A 23315-nucleotide genomic window follows, 5' to 3' on the forward strand; every position below is an offset into this window, starting at 1 on the left:
TATGAACATTAATTCCCATTCCGTCGAAGTCCGCGATCTGGACCTGCACTTTGGCGAAGTCAAAGTTCTGCAAGAGCTGAACATCGACATCCATGAAGGCGAGTTTCTTGTGCTGCTGGGGTCGTCCGGTTGTGGCAAATCCACCCTGTTGAACTGTATCGCCGGGCTGCTAGACGTGACCGACGGGCAGATTTTCATCAAAGGTCAGAACGTAACCTGGAAGGAGCCATCAGACCGTGGCATCGGCATGGTGTTTCAGTCTTATGCGCTGTACCCGCAGATGACTGTCGAAGGAAACCTGTCCTTCGGCCTCAAGAATGCGCGCGTTGCCAGAGATGAGATCGCCAAGCGCGTGGCGCGGGCCGCCGAGATATTGCAGATCGAACCTTTGCTCAAACGCAAGCCGGGCGCATTGTCCGGCGGTCAGCGCCAGCGCGTCGCCATCGGCCGGGCACTGGTACGTGATGTCGATGTGTTCCTGTTTGACGAGCCGCTCTCGAACCTTGACGCCAAGCTGCGCACCGATCTGCGAGTTGAACTCAAACGTCTGCATCAGCAGCTCAAGAACACCATGATCTATGTGACGCATGATCAGGTCGAAGCGATGACACTTGCGGACCGGATTGCCATCATGAAAGGGGGCAAAATCATGCAATTGGGCAGCCCGGACGAAATCTACAACCGGCCACAAAACATCTATGTCGCAGGTTTCATCGGCAGCCCGGCAATGAACATGATCGAAGGCCGCATCGACAATGGCCATTTCGCCGGACACGACCTGTCGCTGCCGCTGGACGGCTACGAATTCGAAAGAACAGACCACCACGCCGGACCCGTTGCCATCGGTATTCGCCCCGAACATGTTCTGACCGGCGACGCGGTTGAGACTGCTGCAGCACAGGCAGAGGTCGAAGTTCAGATCGTCGAGAAACTGGGTTCGGACACTCTGGTACACTCCACCCTTGGGTCACTCAATTTACGGTTCCGCATGGATGGGCTTAGCCGCGTGACCGAAGGCGATCGCCTGCGAATTGGTTTCGATACTTCACGGGCTTCGCTGTTTGATGCCGTGACCGAGACGCGGTTGTAATCCGCGTCAGATGAAAGGAAATATCATGCCTGCTATTTCATATCAGCTTTACGGTTCGCGAAACTGGCCCCTGCTGGACACGCTCGCCATGCTTTACGCAACAGGATTTAACGAGGTCGAAGGATATGGTGCCCTGTTCGCCCAGGCACCTTCGCTCACGGAAGACCTCGCAACGGCGGGGCTGAACATGCCCACATTGCACTACGGCCTCGCCGACCTTGAACGCGACCCGGGCGCTGCGATTGATCTCGCCCAGGCTGTTGGAGCCGAAGCGGTGTTCGCACCCTTTCTAGATGCCGAAGACCGCCCGACGGATCGCGCCGGTTGGGAAGTATTTGCCGAACGTCTGGTAGCAGCCGGCAAACCACTGCAAAAGGCCGGGCTGATCTTCGGCTGGCACAATCACGATTTCGAACTGGTCGATCTGGGTGATGGCGTAACACCGCTGGACATCATCGCCGGGGCCTCGCCCGATCTGAAGCTCGAGCTTGATCTCGGCTGGGTCGTACGCGCCGGGCTGGACCCGGTTCACCTCATCCGAACCTACGGCGATCAGATACATTCGGCGCATATCAAGGACCTTGCACCGCAAGGCGACTGTGTTGACGAAGACGGTTGGGCCGATGTGGGTTATGGGGTCATGGACTGGACCGCGATCCACGGCGCGCTTCAGGGCGCCGGCGTCTCTCGTTATGTCATCGAACACGACAACCCGAACGACCACCACCGTTTCGCGTCGCGTTCGCTGGCAACCGTACAAGCCCTTTGAGGATATTCCATGAGCAATCTTGGCGTCGGCATCATAGGATGCGGCAGCATCTCTACTACGTACCTAAAATTTGCGCCCCTTTTCAGAGGGCTGGAAGTCCGCGCGGTCGCGGACATCAATATGAGCGCGGCACAGTCCCGCGCCGAAGAGAATGATATCCGCGCCGAGACGGTAGATGACCTGCTGGCCGCCGACGACATTGACGTTGTCGTCAATCTGACCATCCCCGAGGCCCACTTCGACCTAACCAAGCGTATTCTCGAGGCCGGAAAACACGCCTATTCAGAAAAACCTCTGGTCCTGACATTGGATCAAGGCGAAGCCCTGCGGGATCTGGCCGAAAGCAAAGGGCTACGCGTGGGCTCGGCACCGGACACGTTTCTGGGTGGTCCGCACCAGCAAGCACGGGCGGTCATCGATGACGGCCAGATCGGCCGCGTGATCGGCGGAACCTGCCACGTGATGTCCCGCGGCATGGAGCATTGGCACCCAAATCCGGACTTCTTCTTCCAACCCGGTGCAGGCCCGATCCTTGATCTCGGCCCATACTACATCACCAATCTAATCCAGCTGATCGGTCCGGTTAAGGCCGTCTGCGCCATGACCGCCGCAAGTTTTCCCACGCGTACAATCGGCAATGGCGACCGCGAAGGCGAAGAGATCCCGGTCAATACGCCAACCAATATCCACGCGCTTCTTGAATTCGAAAATGGCGCCATCGTGACCTTGGGGGCCAGTTGGGACATCCGCGCTCATACACATCCAAATATGGAGCTATACGGCACCGAGGGCACGATGCAGGTGCCCGACCCAAACTTCTTCGGCGGAGACGTGATGGTTTCCGATCAAGCTGGCGACCTGCATCCTTTGCCTGGCTCAGAGCATCCATTTGGCGTTCCGAATGAAATCCACGGCGAGGATAGGCTTCTGGCCAACTATCGCACCGCTGGGTTGGCGGACATGGTACAAGCAATACTGGAAGGACGTTCCCACCGTTGCAATATCGATCTGGCCATTCACGCGGTTGATGTGATGACGTCCATTCTGGACGCAGGGGAACACCGACGCTGGGTTGAAACCTCGACGACATGCACCAGGCCCGATCCACTGACCGAGAATGACGCTCGTTTATTGCTTGTCCCATAGACGACGCTATCCAGTTCGCGGTCTTGTTCTATGTTCGGTATGATATCTCCGTGATCTGGAAGAGATCATGCATGTCAGGGGCACCGATGGCCTTTCCCGAGTCTGCGTGGTGCTCGATCAATTCAGCGACTAAATGGGGCATCTGTTAGCGGTGCTGGGAGACCAATGCGAACCAGTCTCTACTAAAATGGCGGCGCACGAGAACACCCCGGGAACTCCGGGCGATCTTCTAACTTTCTGAATTTTCTCGGTTCTGATCGAGCGAAGCGACTTCGAACTGAACGTCGCTCTACTCAGGAGTGGCGCGCACCTGGCGCGAAACGCCGCCTACTCGTTTTCACCAGCCCGTGCCTCGGAAGTTCCGAGAAGGCCGTCCAAGACATTGAGCACCTGAAGAAGGGTTTCCCGAGTTTCGTGAAGTCCCGCCCCTATCTTCAACTCGCCTCGCCCAGCCAACGAGAGCACAGCAGCCAACACCTCGTTCGAATTCCGCATGAGCTCAACCAGATGCTCTCCAGCCGGACCGTGGGAGCCCGCGAGCCAGTTCTTGGCTGTTCGCTCCGAGACACCCGTCCAGCGCATCACGATCTTGATCGCCCGATGAGATCCGCCGAGCTCCCGCTTCAACGCGGCCGCAATGGCCATTTGGTATTTTAGTCGATCGACCTTCCCTTCGTCGTCATCTGGAAAAGTTTTGCCCATCTTAGGAAACATTTTTCTGAACCTCCGCGTCTATGCTTCGGATCCATGGAATCACAGGCATTTCCCGTGACTTGCCGAAGGCGAAAAATGAAAGGCTCGGTTCTTGAGCTGGAGGGACGGACATGACGGAGGCGCAGTGGCGCCAGGGGGAGCGCGACCTCGGCGCGCCGCTCAATACGTCCGGATGTCGACCGAGCACCAACGCTATTCGACCGAGAACCAGTCGGACGCGATCGCGCATTACGCTGAGCAGCGCGGGATCGAGATCGTCCGCACCTATTCGGATGAGGGAAAGAGCGGTCTAAGGATCCAGGGCCGCGATGGGCTCAAGCAGCTCATCGATGACATTCAATCCGGCAAAGCCAATTTCGAAGCGGTGCTCGTCTACGATATCAGCCGCTGGGGTCGGTTTCAGGATGCGGACGAAAGCGCCTATTACGAGTACATCTGCAAACGTGCCGGCATCTCCGTCATCTATTGCGCCGAGCAGTTCGAAAACGACGGCAGTCCGGTCTCTACGATCGTCAAAGGCGTCAAGCGCGCCATGGCCGGAGAATACAGCCGCGAGCTGTCGCAGAAGGTCTTCACAGGTCAATGTCGCCTAATCGAACTCGGCTATCGCCAAGGCGGTCCACCCGGCTTCGGCCTGCGGCGCATGCTGATCGACGAGCATGGGATAACGAAGGGCATCCTGGAGCGCGGTGAGCACAAGAGCATTCAGACAGATCGCGTCACCCTAGTCCCAGGCCCTGCCGAAGAGATCGCCATCGTCAAAGAAATCTTCCAAGCCTTCGTTGAAGACCTGAAATCCGAAACCGAAATCGCCGAGTCTCTGAATGCCCGCGGCATTCTAACGGACCTCGAGCGTGCTTGGACCCGCGGGACCGTCCATCAAATCCTGATCAACGAGAAATACATCGGCAACAACGTCTGGAACCGCAACTCCTTCAAACTGAAGAAGCGGCGCGTCCAAAACGATCCCAAGATATGGGTCCGAGCTGAAGGGGCTTTCGAGGGCATCGTCGATCCGGATCTGTTCGCGGCCGCCAACGCCATCATCAGCGCGCGATCGAGCAAGCTCACCGACGACGAAATGCTCGAGGGTCTGAAGGAGGTGTTCGAGGCCGAGGGCTTTCTGTCTGGTCTCGTTATCGATGAAGCCGAAGCGTTGCCATCTAGCAGCGCGTACCGATCACGGTTTGGGAGCCTCTTACGCGCCTACCGGCTGGTCGGGTTCAAGCCTGATCGGGACTACAGATACATCGAGATCAATCGACGCTTGCGCGAGCTGCATCCGGATATCGTCGGCGAAACGATTGCTGGCATCGAAGCTTCGGGCGGCAGCGTCGAACGACATCCCAAAACAGACCTGCTCACCATCAACGGCGAATTCACCGCGTCTCTCGTCATCGTTCGTTGCAGCGAAACCAATGCGGGCTCTCTCCGGTGGAACATCCGCTTCGATATGAGCCTCAAGCCCGACATCACGATCGCCGTGCGCATGGATCGGCCGAACCAACGGCCGCTCGACTACTACCTGCTTCCGAGCCTAGACATGACCCTCCCCCGCATACGCCTGGCCGAACACAACGGTTTGTCGCTCGATGCCTATCGTTTCGAGACGCTAGATCCCTTGTTCGACATGGCGGTCCACGTCCCTGTTCCGGAGGTGGCCTGATGGCAGACCCGCAACCCCAAACAGCTAAATTGATCCCGATGGATCGCATCACCGTCGTGAACCCGCGCGTGAGGAACCGAAAAGCTTTCCGAGAGATTGTCGACAACATCGCCGAGCTCGGGCTGAAACGGCCAATCACCGTCGCAGCCCGCCAGAGCGAGGATGGCTTGCGATTTGATCTGGTCTGTGGCCAGGGGCGCCTCGAGGCTTTCCAGGAACTCGGACAAACAGAAATCCCAGCAATCATCATCGACGCCAGCAGCGAAGACTGCCTGGTGATGAGCCTCGTAGAAAACCTGGCACGCCGACAGCATCGGGCCCTCGACCTTCTGCGCGATATCAGAGGCTTGAAGGAGCGCGGCTATTCTGGCCCGGAGATCGCGCGCAAGACCCAGCTTTCTCTCAAGTATGTCCGCGGTGTCCTTCGGCTGCTTGAGAGCCGTGAGCATAGATTGCTCAGAGCTGTTGAAAGCGGAAAGCTTCCTGTCAGTGTCGCCGTCGATATCGCGGAAGCAAAAGACTCGGACGTGCAGGACGTTCTCCGCCAGGCCTACGAGAACAACCAGCTGCGCGGCGGCCGACTGATGGCCGCGAAACGCCTGGTCGAGGCCCGTCAGCAATACGGGAAAGGACAACCAAGTGCAGACCGGAAGAAAAGGCGCTCACTGTCCGTCGAAGGCCTGATCCGGACCTATCAGAACGACGTCGAAAAGAAACAAGTCCTTCTGCGTAAGGCGACCGCGACCCGTAACGAGCTGATGTTCATAACGGAGGCCCTTCGCAAACTCCTGAATGACGAAAACTTCGTCACCCTTCTCAGGGCCGAAGGGTTGGCGACGATCCCGAAGAACCTCTCTGACCGCTTGGCCGCTCGAACGGGAGACCTCTGATGGCACGATCCGGACGCTCCAAATCGATCAACATGGCGTTTGAAAAAGACCTCATTCAACTGCCACTCGAACAGATCTGCCCGCTCTACGCCGTTCGCAAAGAAACCAAGGACACGGTGAAATACCGCCAGGTCGTCGCTTCCATCAGAGAGGTCGGGCTCGTCGAGCCCCTCGTCGTCGTCCGCGGCCAATCCGATCCTGAGAAATACATGCTGCTCGATGGGCATGTGCGCCTCGCAATACTGAGCGACCTCGGCGAGCAGGATGCGCCGTGTCAGGTTTCGACGGACGACGAAGCCTTCACATACAACAAGCGCATCAGCCGCCTCGCCACCATTCAGGAACACAAGATGATCCTGAAAGCGCTCGAGCGCGGCGTTCCCGAAGAACGGCTGGCCCGGGCCCTCAATGTGAACGTCAAATCCCTGCAGGACAAAAAGCGCTTGCTGGATGGCATCTGCCCAGAGGCAGCTGAGCTTCTCAAGGACAAGCAGGTCGCGCTGACCGGGTTCCAAATCCTGAAGAAGATGAAGCCGATGCGTCAGATCGAAGCCGCAGAGCTGATGGTGACGATGAACAAATACACCGTCAATTACGCCCGCTCACTTTTGGCTGCGACGCCGGCTAGCCAGTTGAAAGATCCGGAGAAGCCGAAAGCTGTGAAAGGGATCTCCCGCCAGCAACTCGAGCTGATGGAGCGTGAGTCCGCGAATTTGGAGCGAGAGTTGCGCCTGGTCGAAGACACCTACGGTAGCGATCACCTCGATCTGGTTCTGGCCCGCGGCTACGTCTCAAAGCTCATCACCAATGCGCGCGTCACACGGTATCTCGAGATGTATCATCCCGAGTTTCTGCCTGAGTTCGAAAAGATCACGGAGACGGAGGCCCTGGCCTCCTGATCCGAGCAGTTCGGTCAATTTCGGCTGAGCTGCATTCGGGGACCCGGACCCACAGAAGCGCGGGGACCGCAGGAGACGCCGCACAGTGGGGCGGATCGAGTGCGGAGGTGGGGATGGCGGCGATCCCGCGCGGGGCCCACCTAGCCGAGATTATCCACTCGGCCAGACTTGCGAGAATTACCTCGCATGGGAGCCGGAGCGACTGACCCCAGGAAAGACGTTCCGGCTCATCAGTTTTCCTAGCCCGATGTGAATTGTTCCGAATTCAATGGGTTGGAGGAATCATTTGAACCGCTAGACTGCTTGCGAGGTGACCGGAATGGCGCGCGAGCGAGCAGACAGTTTCATATCAAGGTTTTTGTTTCGTGGTTCCAAGGAACGCGAGCAAGAGGCTGTGGGCGTCGATGTCGAGCAAACGTCCGAAAGCGCCCCCGAGAATGAACTGGTCTGGGCGACTAATGGGGAACGATCTGTCCGAGAGCTTGTAGAGCGCACTCTGAATGGATCAAACGCTCTCGTCGTGACTGGATACCAGGACTTTCTGTCCGCGATGTCGATCATACTTCGGGTTCGGCCAAGCATTGTATCCGACCCCCCTGAAACGATCAGGATCATATTTGGAACAAATACCGACAATCAAAGCCGCATGGACGGTGATGGGCGTGAGCTGTCGGAAGAGGCCCGTGACTATTTCCTCGAAACGCGCGGGCTTTCGCTTCGTTCCCTCGACGAATTACGGGCTGTCCTGGCTTACGATGCGATCGCATCGGGAGCGATCTCACTTCGTATCTTCGACAGTGATTTGGCTCGGGAGCGGTTCGGTCGTACCCACGCGATGCTTCACGCGAAGCTCTTCATCAGTGACGCGGGCGCGCTCGCCGGCAGCGCCAACTTCTCGGTTGGCGGCCTTAGACGCAACCTCGAGTACGTCGACGATCTTCAAGCTTTCCCTGATCTCGCCACAACGCGTCGCGCAGTTGCCGAAGACTTCTGGACGCTTGGTACCGACTGGACTGAACAAGCTCTCGAGATCCTTAGGGCACTTTTGAGGCCCGTGAGCGCCGAAGAAGCCCTCGCCCGAACAGTTCACGAAATGACGTCCTATGCGCCGTGGCGTGTTGGCGGTGACGGCGCCGCTGGGCGATCGCCGCTGCCGTTCCAGACCGACCTCGTCTACGAGGCCGCAGGCACAGCCTACGAGCACGGGTTTGCATTTGTCGAAGCACCGACAGGTGCAGGCAAGACGGACATCGGCAAGCACTTGGCGACTGTCTTGCCGACGATGCACTCGAGCGTCGTTCTCAGACATGGGAATGAACGTCCTGACCAAACGCGCAATGGCGCGCTCGGCATCATTCCCGCAAGCGTTTTCCGCAATTGGGACAAGAGCAAGCCAGCAAACCTCAATCTCATCAAGCACAGCCATCTTTCGCGCAGTAAAGGCGAAGAGGCCGAAGAGCTTGAGGAGATCAACCGAGGCGTACGGTCTTCTGCCTCCATGATCGTGGACGAGAGTCATCGATTGAACTCCCGCTATCTCGCCCCGTCGAGACGTTCCCTCGTCTTCGAACAAAGCCCTGCGATCTGGACGTCGTGCCTGTCAGCGACCCTGATGGGGAACCAGGGCCTGGATGGATTGCTCGCCTTTCATGAACGACGCGCCTCGATCTATGTGCCCCCCGAAATCACCGCCAAGATCAACGACAACCTCAAGCGAGGACGCGAGAGAGCATCCGAGCTGAACACACTCCGCGCTCTTCGGCAAAACTTCGAGGATCGTCAGCGGTCTGGCATGGAAGACATGTTCCTGTCCGAAGCAGACCTGGCGCAACCAATCGATGAAGCCGAAGAACGTCTTGCAGGCAAGCGGCTCGATCCACGCGAAATCCAGGCCGACATGGCGGACGCACTAGCGCCCTACGTGGTTAGGCGTCAGCGCCATTGCGTCGGAGAGTCCAAGAAACGCGGGCCTGGGATCTATGCGTACCCTGAGATCGAAAGCATCAGGATCGACGCCGAACTCACGCCTGAGCAATCGGCCATCCTGGACGAAATCAGAAGACTGGCTGAGAGCATCTCGACAGGCACAACTCTTGTATCTGCCGACCCAAAAAGAGCAGGCCATACGGAAGTCCGCTTTCATGACAAGGCGCGGATCCACATTCGGAACTTTCTGGCGATCTTGAGGTCGTCAATCACCTTCGCGCGAGAAGATTGGGAACGCAGGCGGGCCGCAGATGCAGATGCGCGCGGCCGCACGTCGATTGGCGAGAGCCTTAGGCGCTCAGAACGTGAAAGCCGCGGTGGGAAGACCGCAACAATCACTATCACACCGAAGAGCGGCGAGCTTCCTCTCGACAAACGCACGACGACGCCGATTTGCGACCGCATCGGTGAATTGCTGCAGAGCCCGGAACTTGATGCGATCGATGAGCAGCGCGCCGAACATATGGCAGAGATGCTCAATCAGCATCGGCAGGTGATCTTCCTGTCTGAGCGGATTGGCGTTCTGGAGGTCTATGCACGCCTTCTGTCTTCCCGGAAGGGCCCAAAACCCGACGTGATCCTTGTGGCTGCCAATCACAAACTGGGACCTGGTACCGGCATTACCGTCGCCCGAAATGGTGCAGAAGCCCAAGAATACCTGGCTCTCGACGGCAAGAAGGCGTCCGACGACCACCGCCGAGCCATGTTCATGACCTTTCAAATGGCCGAAGGCATCAACCTCCAGCGCGCACGCGCCCTGGGCATCGTCGGCGTTACTTCGGACATCAAGAGCATGCTTCAGGGCTTGGGGCGGATCGACCGCATCGACAGCCCGCATTCCAAGATCACTTACACCACCTTCGATCTGCCTGGGCTTGTGCTGTCGTCCGACAAAAAAGGCCGTGATCGCATCGAGTCCATCGCTCTGCTTTCTGGCGTTGGTGCTTCAGATCTCGCAGACGAGTATCTCGAGTTTTCTGCCGGCGATCTGACAGACCTGATCCTGGAGCAGCATAAGAAACCGCGGCCGCTTCGCCGGAACAACCTCTACGATCTGGTTGAAGACATGCGGCGCAAGCTGCCAGACGATCTCCTTCTGTCCATGGAGCGCATCAAGCCTCAAAGCCTTTGGGGCGCTGAGCTGTGTCTTCTCGCCGGCAAGACACCGATGAACATCATTGCCCTTGGTGGGCGCTCGCCCTCGTTGGTCGAGGCGTCCTATTTGCCACCGCGACTATTGGCCGTCCGCGAGACAGGCGATCGACAAGAAATCATCCGGGATCAGCCAGAAGTGACGCGGCTGCTGCGCGAGGCCTATGGGGAGACCGTTAAGGCCGGAAAACACCAGGACCGGCCGACAGAAGCCGAGCTCAGTTCCGTGATTGAGGGCCTTCAGCCGACTTTGGAAGGTCTGGCACACTGGGATATACGTCCCGAGCGCACGGTGTCACTTCTAGAGTCTTTGGACAGGTTTCTCGCGTCCGGGCCTTCAAAGAACCAAGGTTACAATCGGTTTGGGCATCTGACGCTCCCATCTTTGGAGAAACTGGCAGAGGCCTGGGCCCAAGAGCTCGATCCCCACTGGATTGAAGCCAAGAAGGACGTTAGCCAACGCAGCGAAAAAGAAAGAGAGATCCCGGATTATCTGGGGATCGATGCGATTTACGGTTTCTTTGAGCAGCAGCCATCAAAGACTCTCTCGGAAGTGCGTGCTCGAATGGAAGAGTTGTTCGGCGCGGCGGAACAAGCGTCAAGAAACGCAAACACGCAGATCTTGGATAGGGTCGCTGTGATATTTCAGGCAAATAGGTGAATCTGTCTTATGAATTTTGCTAAAGTTTCCCGAAGCCAACTATTAACTGCAGCACAGCACCCTCGGATACACACCGCTGGCTCCGGAAGCAGGTCGTTGCAGCTCGGAAGGTGGGCATGCACCCAAAACCGAGCTGCGTCACAGAGTGACAGCAGATCTAAGGCGGTGGAGCACCAATAAATAGACGAAAGAGAAAGCCGAGAACGAGCAGAAAATGTCGAATCTATCAACTCCTCCGAGAGCCATATTTCGTCACATTCAAGAGAACCTTATCCCGCTATCACACATTGAGAGAAGCTCCGCATGACACTGAATCTATTCTTGGACGCGAATATTCTTCTATCGTTCTACGCACTTTCCAACTCTGATATTGAACAGCTCAAACAGCTTAATACAGAAGTTAAGAACAAGAATATTCTGTTACTTGTAAGCGACCAATTGGTCAGCGAGGTCGAGAGGAATAGGGAAGCAAAAATTGAAGATGCATTCAAAGTGTTTAGGGGCAGTGCCTTCAAGTCTCAGGCTCCTTCATTTATTAAACCCCTAAAAGACTTTGAGGACCTTCAGGGGCATCTAAAAAAGGCCAATGAGGCACATGCCAAGATCGTCGGTGCAGTAAACGGTCTCATTGAGAATCACGAGCTTGATGCCGACAATGTCATTGCTGAACTTTTTAAGGAAAGTTTGGTGACAAAGATCAAAAAGAAACATTACAAAGCCGCACTCAAGAGATTTCATGAAGGCAGGCCGCCAGGGAAGAAGAAAGTAACTCTGGGAGACGAATTGAATTGGGAGTTCTTGCTAAGAGCCGTTCCGGAAGGAGAGGACTTGCATTTGGTCTCTTTGGATGGAGATTTCTCGTCTCCGCGAGATAGTAAGAAGGTGAATTCGGCTCTTCAAAAGGAATGGGAGAAAAAGAAAAAATCGAAGTTGCACTTTTACTACGAGCTAAATGATTTTTTCAAGAATCACATACCAAATATCAAGCTAGCGACGCAGGCAAAGCTGGATATCATAATTGGAAAATTGAAGCGTTCCGGGAGTTATGCAACAACCCATTCCATTATCGCGGAACTACCAACACCTCCAGAATTTACTGACAAACAAATTCTAGACCTCAAAGAGATTTTTTTGAAACCAACTCTCAAGTCAGTGACATTCGCGGTGATGCAGATGTAGAGCCTATCTTTGAAATGATTAAGGAAAGGCTCAAGGACATAAAGGTAGAAGAGCCGGAGTAAGCAGCGACCTTCAGGTAGTCCTCAGCATGTTGGGGATCCGGATCCGCAGAAGCGCGGGGACCGCAGGAGACGCCGCACAGAGGGGCGGATCAAGTGCGGCGTTGGGAATGCGGCGAACCAGCGCGGGGCCCACCGAGCCGAGATTATCCACTCGGCCGAACTTGCGAGAATTACCTCGCAACGGAGCCCGAGCGGCGGACCTGACGGAAAGGCGCTTCGGCTCATCAACGATTGACGGCGCTACGCTGTCGGGTCTCGAAGCAACGAATGGTGATCATCATATCCGTGCTGCGAAAGTGCCTCGAGAGCCTCTATGCGACCTTTGCGACTGTGATCGCCGTCGACCACATGGTTGATCGCCTGCAGGCGCCTAAGGTGGTCTTCGTACAAGGCGTGGTGATGGCTGCCAGCGAGCACCAGCGCTAGATACCAATCGAATGGCTCAAGTTCAGGTTCGGTAGCGCTCGCAAAATAGGTTGTCGCAGTGAGCGTTGCTCCGGTTGAAGTGCAGGTCACGCGGAAACTATCATCACGATCGTAGCCGTAGCCGGCGCCTTCAGCGCGATCGAGGTTGCGCAATTCGGACCGCTCAATCTCGAAAAGTACGCCTGGGGTGACAACCTCCTGAAACTCAGACTTAATCAGTGTCGCCTTACCAGAGCCATCCTTGCTCGGTTTGCTGAATTCTAGTCCAAAGCTGTGAGCATGCGCCGTGCCGATCACGCGGGCCGTGCTGCATCGTGCGTTCAGACGCGCCGGCAGCATGTTCGATCCGTAGGCGAAATAGGTAAAACTCATCGACCGTCTCCAATCTAGATATTCTGAAGACCAATTGCCTTGGCCCTTGGCCGCCTATGCGAGCTACAAAATCTCTCGTTCAGCTGAATAGATTTTCCCGCAAATTGTTCTGTGTCCGCGCATCAATACTTCTGGGTCGACACAGAGCCGTTCGGCATATTGGGCGCTTAGACCCTCCATGACCTGCGTGAACGAGGGAGCCAGCAGCTCCTCCTCGGAGAGATGCGTCCGACGGTACGTTTGTTCCAGAAGAGGGGCGATGTGGCGGGCGATCTTTTGGCGCTCAGCACCTGACATTGGGGCCGCGAGACAGGCCTGTAAACACCAAAGACACGTAGCCCAGCATTCGATCAGGTCGGCTGGAAATTGATCATGATCTGTATCGAGTTTTAAACTGTAGACTGCAGGTGACCGGCCACCGAATATCTTGAAGAGCAAGCGCCCAATCACAAGGGGCCAGCTATTGGGATCCGCCTCGACGGGGAGCACCTGCAGCGAAGTCCTACCTTCTTGTTTGTCCTTCTCTTTGTCTGTGCCTTTCCATCCTGCAGCGCAGATGATCATCAGCAGCGCACGCAGACGCAGGAAGTCACGCGGCGACAGTTGGTTTCGTTCCTGTTTCAGATCGATCCGTTTTGAAAAGTTGTTCGCTGCAGAAACAAGTTGATCCTTCGTCGCCTTACGCTGTTTGGCGCGGCGGCGACGCTCTTCTTCGTCGGGCTCGGGTCGTGACTCCGGCTTGGGCTTGAGCTCAAAGTCCTCGCCCGCCGCCATGGCGGCCTCTGCGTCTCCGGTTTCGTCGCCTAGGTCAAAAGCTGCTTTGAGCGTTTCTTCGTCTTCCTCTTCTGCGGCCGCCAGTAGAACACTCAATCCAACAATGCGGTTCAGAAATCCACGAACGATCGAAACATCGCTTCCACCCAAGCTGTTGTGCAGAACAGCACCGGATTGATGTGGTCGGCGACCAGAAATGAATTCTTCATAGTTCAGCTTAAGATGGCTATTGCTGGCGCCATCGTCCGCCGGTTTTTGAGCCTTTGGGATAGAGACGCCTTCGCCACTTGCCTCTGTATCGGTATCCTCGATCTTTTCCAAGACATCGAGAACTTCGAGCAAGGCAAGGCTTGCTTCAGTTTCACCGTCGAGCTGCGCGAGCACGTTTTCGGTTTTGCGCGAATGCGTCTCTCGGATGGATGCCTGCAAGACATCGATGTGAGTGATAATAGCCGGTGCATAACCCTCGGATTCGAAGAGTCCAGCGAAGGCCGGAATGTCTTCTGTGGCATCAACGTGGTAGCGCAGCTTTCCAGACCCGTTGTCTTGGAGCCTCGAAGGTGATGCATCGATTACTGCGCCCGACGTATTGAGGAGTTCGATCTCGCGGTTCTCAGGATCGCTGATATGCGCAGCCGGGCGCCAGCTCAGCGTGTCCCCATGAAGCGAGAACAAGCCGGTGTGGCGCTGGGAGAGCCCATCGAGTTCGAGATCATCCTCGTAGTGCAACTCAGGCAAGTCTGCAGGCTGGATGCGTTTTTCATCCTTAAGGATTCTCTCAAGCCCAAGAGCTGTAGCGGTGCCTCCAGTCGGAAATCGACGGTACAGGCTCGCCTCTTCATTGTGACCCGCCATGCTTCCTGTTCCAAGAGCTGCAAGCGTACAATTTGCACTCCCGATCAATAAGTGATCAGCACTGTCCGTTTCAGCAATTAGGGCTTTGGCATGAATGAACCGCCCGCTCTCGAAGCCGTCGCGGCGATAGAGTTTTAGGTTTGGGAGTTTGTCTGCAGCATCCCTTGGAAACAGCTCGGTTTCCGGGTCGATGAGCACGGCAATCTCTTTGGGCGCCAAACTGTCCGCCAAATAAGAGAGCGCAGTGAGTTGCTCATCCCAGTACGGACTGACGACGATCAACCGATTGACCGGCTCGTCGATCAAGGCTGTGTAGCGAGGACCAATGCCCGAATTAGGTCTCGCCAGTAGCAACGCAGCCTCTGTACCATCGGCCAAGGTGACCAATCCCTCGGCTGGAGTTGCGCTCCGCAACCATGCTGATCGGTTCAGCATCCATTCTTGCTGCATTGGAAGCATTGGGTCGGAGTGATCCATGAAATCGCAAAGATATTCCCAAGCTTGGGCGATCAACGCCTGCTCGCCATCTTGTTCAGCCCCGCAACTCAAAAGCGCCACCAGTTCCAAGTTTCCGGCAAGTCCGGCCGCAGTCAGGTTTGCGGAACCGATAATGAGGCGGCCGCCCTTGCGACCCACCTGCAAGAAGAGCTTCGGGTGGAAAAGCCTTTGTGTGGTTGCTCCACCGGCCGTGTAGAGCTTCCCAGCTTGCCGCGGCAACAATGACGCACCACCAAGGGCGTGCGTAAGCATTCGTCCATCCGCAATGACCATGTTGTTGCGGCACCCGCCCCCCCGGACACGCGGTAGAACGATATTCTCATACGCATCGAAATCGATGCCGAAAGTCGTAGCGATGCTGCTGTGATATCCCTTGTCGGCAAAACGCTCGTAAAGCCTCATGTCTGCGCAGCCTCCTGGCCTTTGGAGGTGAGGCCTTCAACGGTGAGCAGACCCACGTCTTTAAGGAACGTGATAGCAGGCCCCAATCGAGGGTTGGTAAAAACGGGTCCGTCTTTTTCCCTGAGGCGGAGTTTGCCGTCGTCAGTTTCAATGAGAAACGTGTAGTCACCCTGGTGACGCAGTTTGCGCAGCGCCACCCACAAATGGCGCCGGATCACCCGCTCTTCGAGCACCCGCTCAATCGTTGTTCGGAAGGGCGCGTCTAGATGGCGATCGAGAAAGCGCGTTTCGCTCAATAGAGATCGAAATGCATCGGGGTTGAAGCCGCCAAGCGGCTCCTTCAGGTCTGCACCAGTCGCCTCAATCAGGCGATGCAAGATCGATAGCAAACGCACGGCCTTCGCAGCCACGCTCGGTTCGCAGACACGAGCATCGTCACGACCCGCTCGGATGATCTCGTTGGCCAAAGATATCTCGGAGTCAGGATCGTCTTCATCGAATGCATTCTGCGCAGGCTCGGTGACGGCGGTGAAAGCTCTCCAGCTCGACGGCTCGACTTCCAACTCAGCGATTATCGCATCAGCACAAAGGCCGATCAGGCGCGCCATACTGAGCCCGACTGGGTGCTCTCCCAGCACGTCGAGAGTGAACTTCAACAGGGTTTCGTTGGCGATGTGACAAAGATCGTTAGCTTGGTACACCCACCAACGCGCACGCTGTGCCTCCAATGCCGGATCGTCGAGGTCGAGAGCATTGCCAGCTTGATCTTGTCCAGCATAGAGGACCCAGCGGATCTCTTCCGCACGGGGCTCCTTCCCCAACAAATCCGCAACCTTCAAGATCAACTGGATGCTCAATTTTCGCGACAAGGCGCCCGCGGTTGGCGCATTTGAGCGGGTCAAGAGAATGTCTTCGTAGAGGTCTTGCTCAGTGCTTCCTGAGGTGATCCGCGACGGCAAAAGGGGTGCCAGTTTATCGAGCTCTTCTCGCGAAACTTCGCCCTGCTCAATAACTGAAAAGTACGCATCCGCCGTAGAGCCGAGTGTATCCTCGAAAGCCTGTGCCAGTCCCTCTCCAAGCGGTTTGCTCGGGAGGGGAATGTCGTGCTCATCTGACCGATCGAAGACCCCGATCTCGAACAACTGGCTGCGATAGGCAGCACCAAAGGCACCCCAAGCCTGCTTGAGATAGTAGTTCTCGCTGCCTGGTTCGGCCGCCATAGCGAATTCGATGGTTTCGCCAATTTGATTTTCAAGCGATTTGGCTGCCCAGTCGGTTCCCGCGACGCCGGACTCGCCGCCATGGTGGCTGGCCACTAGCGCGTATAGAGCCTCGGCGCGACGGACATACCGCTTCCAATTGTTTGGATCTGTATCCCCAACCTGCTTTGCATAGCGATGAGCGAGCCAAGCATAGAGCCCATAGTAGCGCATTCGCAGGGTCACGTTTGAGATGCCGGGCAGGAATGTTTGGTAAAGATTGACGCTGCTATTCTGCATTCCGAGAGGATCGAGACCGTTTTTCTTCCGGTACTCGGTCCACTCTGGAAAGGCGGTTTTTGCCTCTTCGCTCACTACTTCGTCCATTCAAATCCCGTTTCAATCCTGTCACAGTAAATCATATTGATTTTAGAGGGTTAGCCAATTCTAGATATCCACAGAAAGCATTTGCCAACTGCATCTGCCGCGGAGTCCGACACTCCGCCTCGAAAACCTTTGGCGACGCGACCAAGACCGCAACGCACTTGGCCCTCGAGATTGCGACGTTGAAGCGGTTCGCACTGTACAGGAACTCCATGCCCCGTGGCGCGTCTGCATGGCTCGATGTCGCCATCGAGTAAATCGCTATAGGCGCCTCCTGGCCCTGGAATTTGTCGACAGTCCCGACGCGAGCACCCGGCAACCGCTGTTGAATTTCAAAGACCTGTGCATTGTAGGGTGCGATGATCAGGATGTCCTCGAGCGTTAGAGGCTTCTCCTGACCCTCCCGATCAACCCATGTCGGTTGACCTGACAAGACCTCTTCAACAAGTCCGGCAACGGCATCGGCCTCCTCGATCGACGAGCTCTGGTTGCCCGAGTGGTCGACGGGCAAATTCCGAAGACCTGCTCCGGTCAGGGACCCTGCACCGCGGATTTCCTGCAGCTCGCATCCTTCTACAGAGTGCAGCTTGTCGTCATAGAAAAGATCAGAATTGAACTGGCAGATATCGGGATGCAGGCGCCAGGTTTTCTCGAGGAAGAGGCCTTGATCTTCAGCGATCGTATGCGAGTCTCCAAGAATATGCTCGAGCGCGGAAACCCCCGTCCCGTCCGGATGCGTGCCCTGCGTGGGCTGGTCCAGCTGTTGCGGATCCCCAAGCAAGATCAGGGCCTTCGCGCTCTGAGCAACTGCCAGGACGTTCGCTAGCGACATCTGCGCGGCTTCGTCGATCACGAGCACATCGAGCAACTCATGTGCGTCAGCGCGAGACCAAAGAAAGTGCGTCGCACCGGCAACCTGCGCTGATCCTGAGCCCAGCGCGGCATAAACACCGGCATTGTCGGTCACGAACTTCAACCGGTCCTGATCAGGTTCCATCTCGCCGGACTTCGGTTTCTGAACACAGCAGAGATCGACCTTCATCTCCGGGACGGCTTCGACGACCTTGTCGAGCAGGTTGCGGATCACCTTGTGACTGTTGGCCGTGATCCCGACCTTCTTTCCACGCTTGACGAGTTCGCAGATCATGCGCGCGCCCGTGTACGACTTACCAGTTCCCGGAGGGCCCTGAATCGGGAAAACGCCTTCACCAAGCTCGCGAGCTACGCGAAGCGAAGCGTCCAGGGTCGTTTCTCCCGGCTGTCGGATCGGTCCATCGCCAAGTTGCGGTTGGAGACGCAGCAAGAGTGCCCGGGCGCTCTGATATGGCCCTTCTCCTTCGATGCCATTATCAGCGACATACTCCCCAAGCCGCATCAGGCTGTCGGCCTGTTCCTTCGTATTGAACATCTGATGCGCGAAGACGCCCTCGGGATGGATGTCGGCCGTCTTCCCCATCTTCTTGATGTCGACTGTCCGATCATCCGCAGAAACCGCGATCACGCTGCCGATTTTGTCGCCGCCATTCATCCGCAATGCTTCGTCGCCACGAAGATCCGTGTCCTGCTGCGGGAATGCATAACGGTGCACGGGCGTCCGAGCGCCCGGTGGCGACACGTCGCCAGCAAACACGAGCTGTGACAACGCGGCGCGCTCGTCGATGAGTTCTTCTGGCGTGAGCGCGGAAAGCCGGAAGTATTCCCACCAGGCTGCCTTGTCCTCACGGCGATGCCAGTCGAGGATATTCGCGAGGATCCAACGGGCGTGCTGTTCTTCGCTCCGCTCTTCGATATCCGCGGGCAGGTCGGCCGTGAGGCGCTCGATCAGAGCCTGCACTGCTTCCTGACGTTCTGTCAGCGCCTCGCTTGGCTCCTGATCGGACGGCAAGGGACGCGGAACAAGCGTGCCGGCATCGACAAGCTCCTGCCGGCGACGTTCAAGCCATTCGCGCAGAGCAATGGTCGAAGTGCAATCCTCGTAATTGTAAGACCGCACGGTCGCGCGCACCTCGCCGTCGATGGCATCGATATCGCCTAGCTCGAGTCCGGCTTGCAGACGCGCAAGCGCGACGTTGGCATCTGGCAGACTGATGTCCCGCTCAAAGCCGTAGATCGGCTCCAACTTCTTGATCGAGTAGCTTTCGACGCCGGCGCGCAGTCCATTGCGCACTGCGCTGTAGAGATCGACCAGCAGATTGCTGCGCAGGAAATCGTCGATCTCATCTTCGCGGGTCGCATACCGGCCCATAAGCCGTTTCAGCGCCCCGGGCTCGTAAGGTGCGTAGTGGTAGATGTGAAGATCCGGATACTGTTCCCTGCGCGCATTCACGAAGTCCACGAAGCACTCGAAGATGGCCTTCTCGCCTTCCCGGTCGAACGCCCAATCTGCCGTATCGGCCCAGGCGCCATTTTCATCGCGATAGATGTAACCGAAGAGATACTCAAGGCCGTGCTCACCAACAAACGCATCGCTTTCGATGTCGAAGAAGATGTCTCCGTCAGACGGTTCAGGCAGCAAGCACAAGCCGATATCTTCGACGATCGGCAGGAGCTCGTACCGGACCTCTCCGGCCTCGCGGGACTCCATCTGAATGCGGGCCTGCTCACGGGCCTTCTCGTAGGAGAGCGGCGACCCCTTCTTCGGCTTCCAGGGCATGGGCGTCGGCATTTCCGCGAGCGCTGCCGCGGTCGTGATCCCGTTGTCCTGAAGCTCGGCAGTCTGGTTCTTGCTGATCCCGGCGACCAGGCAGAGATGGTCATCTGCGCGGCGCCGTGCGTCACACTGGGTCCGCCATCTGCAGATGTCGCAGTGTTCCTTTGGCTCAGGATACTGACCTCCGAGCGATCCGTCGGAAGTCGCCGCTTCAGCGGCGGCCTTAGCCTTCCGGAAATACGCGGCGTAGTCCGCATATCGAAACTCTTGCGGTTCGAAGTCGGACCAAGGCGCCACGACGTACACATATTCAGGCGCGATCCCCTGCACCTGTTCCAACAGGTCGGCGTAGAGACAAAGCTGAAGCACCGAGCCAGCCTTGGTCTCGCGGGCAAGTTTCGTGTCGATGATCTCGTAGGACCATGATCCGAGACTGCTGGGTTTCTCGACCCGCCGCAGGATGTCGGCCCGCCCGACCCACCTTTGATGTGCAAGCGCCGCCTGGACGATAATCTGAACGCCGGACGCCATCGCAGCGCGGGTCTCGTTAACGGCCGCTGGGGTGATGTCGCCCCCGTCGATCCGAACAGATGTCAGTCCCTGAGCCTCAAGATGCTCGATGAACGCCTTTTCATGCTGGTCGCCCCGCTCGCGCAAGATCTCGAGAAGCGGGTCCCAGTGCTTCGGTTTCGCAAGCGCCCCTTCGGCGACCTGAAGATCCAGCTCCGTCAGATGGGCGCAGTTCAGATGGCCGACGAGGTCGGATGCGCTCAGGACGATCTTATCGATGTGCTTTTTCATTGCTGCGCCTCCCAGAGACGCTCCGAGAAGCGGTTTAGCGCTGTGACCTTATGCGTTGGCACATTGGCGTCACGACCGTAGATTTCGGCCCGGAGCCAATCGATCTCCGCCTTGGGGTCAGATGTGATCGTCCACCAGACCCTACCGAGTGGAAGTTCTGCCGGCCGCCAGCGATAACCGCGCTCCTTCAGCTTCAGGCGTTCATCGTAGGGAGCATCAACCGCTCTAATAAGGTATTCTTCGCGCAGAGCCGCATCGCGCACGGCTGACATGATCCGCTGGTTTGATTGAGGGAGCTTCTGTGCAAGCAGCGCAAGGCAAGCTTCACAGTCGGCCAATGCCCGATGACCTTCGTAGAACCAGCCAAACTGCATTCCAAGATAATCGAGCTTACCAGCAGAGAAACCCTCGCGCAGCCAATCGACACTCGTGAGTGTGCAGCCCCAAGGCTTCCCGGCAAAGCAGGGCCAGTGTTTCTCGACCATCACCCGATCGAAGTTGGCGTTGTGCGCGATGATTAGGTCGGCATCTGCCACCAGCGCCTCGACAACGGACCCGTCGATCGCCCGTCCCGCAACCGTTTCAGCAGTCAGACCGGTGACCAGACTGGCTTCGTCCGAGATCGGAACACTAGGCTCACGCAGTCCATCGAAGGCCCGGCCGTGGGCGATCTCAAGGACACGACCAGTGTCGAGCTCGTAGGTGAACGGAAGCATGGCGAGCTGGATGACCTCGTCGCCCTCGAGCGAAAGGCCGGTGGTCTCGACATCTAGAACGAGGGCATGCTTAACGGCACCCCCGCGAGGATTGTTCAGGCGGCGTGGAAGGGCCAACCGACGAAGGAGGCGCCAGTCGTCCACGTGGGTGTGCGCTGCGGTCTGAATGACCTGATCAGTGCGGATCGCAAAGAGACTGTGATCGTTCATCGCGCCACCTCTATAAGTGTTTTCACCAAGGATTGATCAGCTGCTCGCCATCTCACAACCGACGCTTTCCCTTTCAATTCGCCAGCAAAGGCTTCTCTCAAACGCCTTCCAGCACATCCGAACAAATTGCGTCCCGCCCACAAAGTGCCAAGATTGATTTGGCGCGCGAGATCCCGACATACAGCGTGCCACGGCGTTCATTTCTTGGTAGTTCGTCCAACCCCCACAAAACAAGGACCTCACCTTCTAAACCCTTGAACCTGGCGACCGTTTCTACGGTAACTCCTGGTTTGCTTGCATTTTCGATGCCCTTCCAGCAGAGGCCTGATGGCAGGGACACGCGATGTAAGGCGCTCTCGTAGTCTTTGCGCTTCATCCTATCCGCAATCAAAACGACGATTGACGAACTTGGGATCTTTTCGACGGTCAAAAGCTTCGAGACAAATTCTTGGATCTTCTTCGCCTGCTTGGGCAAATCGGGTGCCGCCAAGATCTCGATATTGTCGCCATCCAAATCCGGCGGGTCGATCAATGGACCTTTGTAATACTGGTAAGCCGTTTCGTGAATTTTTTTGTATTCCGGCAATTGAAGGACAGCGTGATGGGCGAGGCGTCGGCGGGAAAGGTGCTCGCTCTCGTGTAAACGTCTTGATTCTCATCGTGAAAAACATAAAGTGGTGAGGTATTGCCGTCCCGCAGCAGCATTTCGATTGGAAGCCAATACTCTTCTCCAAAATCTTGGCCTTCATCGACGACGATGGCGTCGTAGCGAACATCGACGATATCGAGCGCATACGCTAGTGCGATCGGAAAATAGTGATCCCAAAGATCCAATCCAGGGAAGGACGCCTTGGCCTCGGCGATCAGATCTCGACCACTCTCCCGACACGCTTCATCCACGATACGCTTGCAGAGCTTGTGAAAACCAAAGACATCAAGGTTTTCTTGGCCGCTACAGACGTCCTCCAAATGGCTTGCCAATGGGACGTTGTAGCAGGTCAGTAACGTTCTGAAGCCCTCGTCTGCAAGCCGCTTCGCTTTCTCGACTGCAAGAACCGTCTTCCCAGTTCCTGCGCCGCCGCTGATCGCGACTCGCCTTTGCCGGGAGAGCAGATCCAGTGTTTGAATCTGCCTATTGGTCAGGCGCAGTCGCTGGCTTTTTTCCAGCTCGATTTGAGCAGACAAGAGCGGCCGAGTTTGTACGACGCGAGCAAATATCCGCTGCATCAGCTGAATACCACCAGCACCCATCGGGTTGGTCCAGGAATTTGCGTCATCGCTGGACCAGTAGTTGAAAGCTTGCTCCAACCACGCACCGAGATTGGCAAGATCTGACCGGTCTCCAATGATCTCCGTTGGGGCATTGGGGCCCTTCAAAGCCCGTCCATCATCCACGTCTGGAAAGAAGGCTGCGTGTCCCGTCGAAACTTTCTTGAGCCCTAAGCGCGCCCAGTCCCGATGTTCTCTTAGCTTGGACAAGACATTGAATTTTCCCGTCATGGATTGGCGAAATGGATCCTTGATCTTGTGCTCTCGACCATTTCGATCGATTGATGACCACTCGCCTGTTGTGTAGTCCGCTCGTATGCGTCCCCCTTTGACTTCCACGACCAAGAACCCGCGATCGGGATGACAAACTAGAAAATCTGCTTCGCCGTCTCGAGCACCACCCTCCGATCTCGAAATCCACCCCACTGAATGGAACACATGATACTCGCCCTCGAGGGAGGTGCAGGCTTCGTAGAACTTGATTTCGGCGGAAGGGATATCTTCCCCGTAGTTACCTCGATAGTCTGGATAAAGTCTCACCACGG

General features: G+C 56.7%; 16 protein-coding genes. 8 read left to right on the forward strand and 8 right to left on the reverse strand.

Annotated elements, in window-relative coordinates:
* Window position 1 precedes the first annotated feature (1 nt).
* Genes G7G_RS0117200 through G7G_RS0117210 form a run of 3 tightly spaced genes read left to right on the forward strand, consistent with a single transcriptional unit; the run spans window position 2 to window position 3005 of the window.
* Window positions 2-1090: an ABC transporter ATP-binding protein gene (locus tag G7G_RS0117200; protein ID WP_010442691.1), complete on the forward strand. Its 1089-nt coding sequence runs from the start codon at window positions 2-4 to the stop codon at window positions 1088-1090.
* Window positions 1091-1115: 25 nt separating this feature from the next.
* The gene (locus G7G_RS0117205; protein WP_029622127.1) at window positions 1116-1859 is read left to right on the forward strand and encodes a sugar phosphate isomerase/epimerase family protein; all 744 of its coding nucleotides are present in this window, start codon (window positions 1116-1118) and stop codon (window positions 1857-1859) included.
* Window positions 1860-1868: 9 nt separating this feature from the next.
* Window positions 1869-3005: a Gfo/Idh/MocA family protein gene (locus G7G_RS0117210; protein WP_010442693.1), complete on the forward strand. Its 1137-nt coding sequence runs from the start codon at window positions 1869-1871 to the stop codon at window positions 3003-3005.
* A gap of 327 nt (window positions 3006-3332) precedes the next feature.
* Here G7G_RS0117210 and G7G_RS0117215 read toward each other — a convergent pair whose 3' ends face one another.
* Window positions 3333-3719 (reverse strand): hypothetical protein, encoded by a 387-nt coding sequence (locus G7G_RS0117215; RefSeq protein WP_010442694.1) that lies wholly within the window; start codon window positions 3717-3719, stop codon window positions 3333-3335.
* A 124-nt stretch (window positions 3720-3843) separates the two neighbouring features.
* Here G7G_RS0117215 and G7G_RS0117220 point away from each other — a divergent pair, with 124 nt between their 5' ends.
* From G7G_RS0117220 to G7G_RS0117240, 5 genes are all read left to right on the forward strand, one after another.
* Window positions 3844-5385, forward strand: coding sequence for a recombinase family protein (locus G7G_RS0117220; protein ID WP_259462649.1), 1542 nt, complete (start codon window positions 3844-3846; stop codon window positions 5383-5385).
* Complete coding sequence (locus tag G7G_RS0117225) at window positions 5385-6275, forward strand: plasmid partitioning protein RepB C-terminal domain-containing protein (RefSeq protein WP_010442696.1); 891 nt, start codon at window positions 5385-5387, stop codon at window positions 6273-6275. The genes G7G_RS0117220 and G7G_RS0117225 overlap by 1 nt, the downstream gene beginning before the upstream one ends.
* Window positions 6275-7174, forward strand: coding sequence for a plasmid partitioning protein RepB C-terminal domain-containing protein (locus G7G_RS0117230; RefSeq protein WP_010442697.1), 900 nt, complete (start codon window positions 6275-6277; stop codon window positions 7172-7174). Before G7G_RS0117225 ends, G7G_RS0117230 begins: the two co-directional genes overlap by 1 nt.
* 319 nt (window positions 7175-7493) lie before the next feature.
* Window positions 7494-10973, forward strand: a complete 3480-nt coding sequence (locus G7G_RS0117235; RefSeq protein WP_010442698.1) for a phospholipase D family protein — start codon at window positions 7494-7496, stop codon at window positions 10971-10973.
* Between the two features lie 303 nt (window positions 10974-11276).
* The gene (locus G7G_RS0117240; RefSeq protein WP_010442699.1) at window positions 11277-12152 is read left to right on the forward strand and encodes a PIN domain-containing protein; all 876 of its coding nucleotides are present in this window, start codon (window positions 11277-11279) and stop codon (window positions 12150-12152) included.
* A gap of 302 nt (window positions 12153-12454) precedes the next feature.
* Here the strand turns inward: G7G_RS0117240 and G7G_RS0117245 are convergent, their stop codons facing one another.
* From G7G_RS0117245 to G7G_RS23295, 7 genes are all read right to left on the reverse strand, one after another.
* Window positions 12455-13012: a gamma-glutamylcyclotransferase family protein gene (locus G7G_RS0117245; RefSeq protein ID WP_010442700.1), complete on the reverse strand. Its 558-nt coding sequence runs from the start codon at window positions 13010-13012 to the stop codon at window positions 12455-12457.
* Between the two features lie 63 nt (window positions 13013-13075).
* Window positions 13076-15412, reverse strand: coding sequence for a phospholipase D-like domain-containing protein (locus G7G_RS0117250; RefSeq protein WP_139056623.1), 2337 nt, complete (start codon window positions 15410-15412; stop codon window positions 13076-13078).
* Window positions 15413-15537: 125 nt separating this feature from the next.
* Window positions 15538-17127, reverse strand: coding sequence for a hypothetical protein (locus tag G7G_RS0117255; protein ID WP_010442702.1), 1590 nt, complete (start codon window positions 17125-17127; stop codon window positions 15538-15540).
* A 31-nt stretch (window positions 17128-17158) separates the two neighbouring features.
* On the reverse strand, window positions 17159-20575 hold the full coding sequence (locus tag G7G_RS0117260) for a TM0106 family RecB-like putative nuclease (RefSeq protein ID WP_010442703.1): 3417 nt from the start codon (window positions 20573-20575) through the stop codon (window positions 17159-17161).
* The gene (locus G7G_RS0117265) at window positions 20572-21501 is read right to left on the reverse strand and encodes a 3'-5' exonuclease (RefSeq protein ID WP_010442704.1); all 930 of its coding nucleotides are present in this window, start codon (window positions 21499-21501) and stop codon (window positions 20572-20574) included. Before G7G_RS0117265 ends, G7G_RS0117260 begins: the two co-directional genes overlap by 4 nt.
* Window positions 21502-21598: 97 nt before the next feature.
* Window positions 21599-22033, reverse strand: coding sequence for a DEAD/DEAH box helicase (locus tag G7G_RS24590; RefSeq protein WP_202945041.1), 435 nt, complete (start codon window positions 22031-22033; stop codon window positions 21599-21601).
* Complete coding sequence (locus G7G_RS23295) at window positions 22030-23313, reverse strand: nuclease-related domain-containing DEAD/DEAH box helicase (RefSeq protein ID WP_202945042.1); 1284 nt, start codon at window positions 23311-23313, stop codon at window positions 22030-22032. Before G7G_RS23295 ends, G7G_RS24590 begins: the two co-directional genes overlap by 4 nt.
* Window positions 23314-23315 lie beyond the last annotated feature (2 nt).

It is taken from the genome of Ruegeria conchae, from assembly GCF_000192475.1.
In the GTDB taxonomy this organism is placed as follows: domain Bacteria; phylum Pseudomonadota; class Alphaproteobacteria; order Rhodobacterales; family Rhodobacteraceae; genus Ruegeria; species Ruegeria conchae.